2 protein-coding genes are annotated in these 2,305 nt (G+C 69.7%); one reads left to right on the forward strand and one right to left on the reverse strand.

Going from position 1 to position 2,305, the window contains the following annotated elements:
* Positions 1–320 precede the first annotated feature (320 nt).
* The gene (gene trpS / locus HG542_RS34040; RefSeq protein ID WP_171088289.1) at positions 321–1,334 is read left to right on the forward strand and encodes a tryptophan--tRNA ligase; all 1,014 of its coding nucleotides are present in this window, start codon (positions 321–323) and stop codon (positions 1,332–1,334) included.
* Between the two features lie 27 nt (positions 1,335–1,361).
* On the opposite strand, the gene proC is transcribed toward trpS, so the two are convergent.
* Positions 1,362–2,201 carry a pyrroline-5-carboxylate reductase gene (gene proC, locus HG542_RS34045; protein WP_268256439.1) on the reverse strand — a complete coding sequence of 280 codons (840 nt, stop codon included), beginning with the start codon at positions 2,199–2,201 and terminating at the stop codon, positions 1,362–1,364.
* Between the last annotated feature and the right edge of the window lie 104 nt (positions 2,202–2,305).

Raw genomic sequence — 2,305 nt, forward strand, 5'->3', positions numbered from 1 at the left:
CCGAAATCCATCCCGTTCAAGGGCCGTGCAAGTGGTGGATCGCCGCCGTTGCGGCTCGAACCGCTGCTCCGGCTTCCTCGCGGACGCCGTGGCAACTCGAAGAACTCTACACGAGCCTGTACGTGCCATCAAACCGGTGGCGCAAGGGGGTTTGCCGGGCGTACTGTCGCCGCATGACCATGCATGCCCGTCCTCAGCTGTGGTGGGCCGCCTGACGGCGGCCCATCCCCTGTGCGCACTCGCATGCACTCAACGGCCGCCGCCTCGGCGGCCGTTTTGCTGTCCGTGGCGGTGGCTCCGTCCACCAGGAGGCAGCACCCGTGAACACCTCGAAGTCCACCCGCATCTTCAGCGGCGTCAAGCCGACCGGCCACTTGACCCTGGGCAACTACCTGGGTGCCATCCGCCAGTGGGTCGAGACCGACCAGCACCGGGCCGACGCCCTCTTCTGCGTCGTGGACCTGCACGCGCTGACCGTGGAGCACGACCCCGCCCGCGTACGAAGGCTGAGCCGGCAGGCGGCGACGCTGTTCCTGGCGGCGGGACTCGACCCGGAGCTGTGCACGCTCTTCGTACAGAGCCACGTGGACGAGCACACCCGGCTCTCGTATCTCCTCGAGTGCACCGCCACCGACGGCGAGATGCGCCGGATGATCCAGTACAAGGAGAAATCGGCGCGCGAGCGGGAGTCGGGCGGGAGCGTGCGGCTGTCCCTGCTGACGTATCCCGTACTGATGGCCGCGGACATCCTGGCCTACGGAGCGGACGAGGTACCGGTCGGCGAGGACCAGGCCCAGCACGTGGAGCTCACCCGGGACCTGGCCGTGCGCTTCAACCAGCGGTACGGCCACACCTTCACCGTGCCGAAGGCGGTGCTCCCGACCGTGGCGGCGCGCGTCATGGACCTCCAGGACCCCACCTCCAAGATGGGGAAGTCGCACGCGGAGACGGCAGGCATCGTCTATCTCCTCGATGAGCCCGACGTCGTGCGCAAGAAGATCATGCGCGCGGTGACGGACAGCGGGACCGACGTCGCGTACGACCGCGAGGCGCGGCCCGGTGTGGCGAACCTGCTGGAGATCCTGTCCGCCTGCACAGGCGGCGAGCCGGAGCACCTCGCCGCCGGCTACGACTCGTACGGCGCACTGAAGAAGGACACCGCCGAGGCCGTCCTCGAAGTGCTGCGCCCGCTGCAGGAGCGGCACGCTGCGCTGACCGCCGACCCGGCGTACGTCGACAGTGTGCTACGCCAAGGTGCCGAGCGAGCACGGGAGTTGGCGCGCCCGACCGTCGACGCGGCGTACCGGGCGATGGGCCTGCTTCCGTCCGTCTGAAGAGAACGGAGGCGGACCGCCGGCGCGTCAGCCGTTGCCGGAGGCCAGCTCGCGGCTGCGGTCGCGGGCGGCCTCCAGCGCAGCGAGGAGGGCATGCCGTACGCCGTGCTTCTCCAGCTCGCGGATGGCGCTGATGGTGGTACCGGCCGGCGAGGTGACGGCCTCGCGAAGCTTGACCGGGTGCTCGCCGCTGTCGCGCAACATGACGGCGGCGCCGATGGCGGCCTGGACGATCAGGTCGTGGGCCTTGTCGCGCGGCAGACCGAGCAGAATGCCGGCGTCCGTCATGGCCTCGACGAGGTAGTAGAAGTAGGCGGGGCCCGAGCCGGAGAGTGCGGTGGCCGCGTCCTGCTGGGACTCGGGGACGCGCAGGGTCTTGCCGACCGGCTTGAAGATGGCCTCGGTACGGAGCAGATGCTCCTCGGAGGCGTGCGAGCCGGCGGAGATGACGGACATGCCCTCGTCGACCAGGACGGGAGTGTTCGGCATGACGCGCACGACCGGGGTGCCGGCCGGGAGCCGCTCTTCGAAGAAGGCCGTGGGCACGCCGGCTGCCGCACTGATGACGAGCCGGTCCGCGGGCAGGTGCGGGGCGAGCTCGTCGAGAAGGACCGCCATGTCCTGCGGCTTGACGGCCAGGATCAAGGTGTCGGCGCCCTTTGCTGCGTCGACGTTGCTGACGGTCTCCACGCCGTAGCGGGCACGGAGCGCCTCGGCGCGCTCGGGACGACGGGCGGTGCACAGCAGGTCTGCGGGCGACCAGCCGGCCCGGATCATGCCGCTGAGCAGCGCCTCGCCGATCTTTCCGGTTCCGAGGACGGCGACGGTCTGCGTTTGCGTCCGGGACTGCGACACGTGCGACGGCACGGGGCTCACCTCTTCGCTGGCTCTGGGCCTTGGAGGCGTACATCCTGCCACTTCGGCAGGAACCGTGCGCTGTTTACAACGCAAGAAAGCCCTGACAGGGAACC

Source organism: Streptomyces morookaense (genome assembly GCF_013030945.1).
In the GTDB taxonomy this organism is placed as follows: Bacteria; Actinomycetota; Actinomycetes; order Streptomycetales; family Streptomycetaceae; genus Streptomyces; species Streptomyces morookaensis.